This is a genomic window from Bacteroides sp. An269 (assembly GCF_002159755.1).
Taxonomy (GTDB): domain Bacteria; phylum Bacteroidota; class Bacteroidia; order Bacteroidales; family Bacteroidaceae; genus Phocaeicola; species Phocaeicola intestinalis.
Genome location: NZ_NFJG01000255.1, coordinates 1 through 637 on the forward strand (window position 1 = coordinate 1; position 637 = coordinate 637).

A 637-nucleotide genomic window follows, 5' to 3' on the forward strand; every position below is an offset into this window, starting at 1 on the left:
ATCAATAACAAAACAGCATTATGGAAACAAAGACCATTGTAAGAGTGAACAACGTGGACATCATTGCCACCAGTGACGAACAGATGATTGCCATACGCCCCATTTGCGAGGCGTTGGGAATTAGTGTAGAAAGGCAGCGGAAGAAGATTCAGGAAGACGAAGACTTGAATTCAGTTGCCGCCCTCAGGGCATCAACTGGAGCCGACGGAAAGAAGTACGAAATGCTGTGCCTGCCCGTCCGTTACATCTTCGGCTGGCTGTTTACCATTAATCCGGCAAATGTGAAGCCAGAGGCGCAGGAAGCGGTACGGGTCTACCGGCGCAGCTGTTACGATGCCCTCTACCAGCATTTCTTCGGCACGCAGAAACGCCAGCTGGAGCAGAACCGTGCCGAAATCGCCTTGCTGGAAGAGCTGGCAGACCTGAACCAGCAGCAACAGCAGCTGAAACAGACCATTGCCGACAAGCGCAAGAAGCTGGAGCAGCTTCGCAACGAACGCCTGAAGAACGAACCGCAACTCTTCGACTAACCTATCAATAACAAAACAGCATTATGGAAACAAAGACCATTGTAAGAGTGAACAACGTGGACATCATTGCCACCAGTGACGAACAGATGATTGCCATACGCCCCATT

At 50.7% G+C, this 637-nt stretch carries 1 protein-coding gene; it reads left to right on the forward strand.

Annotated elements, in window-relative coordinates:
* Window positions 1–20 precede the first annotated feature (20 nt).
* Window positions 21–530, forward strand: a complete 510-nt coding sequence (locus tag B5F71_RS19620; RefSeq protein WP_087213682.1) for a phage antirepressor N-terminal domain-containing protein — start codon at window positions 21–23, stop codon at window positions 528–530.
* Window positions 531–637 lie beyond the last annotated feature (107 nt).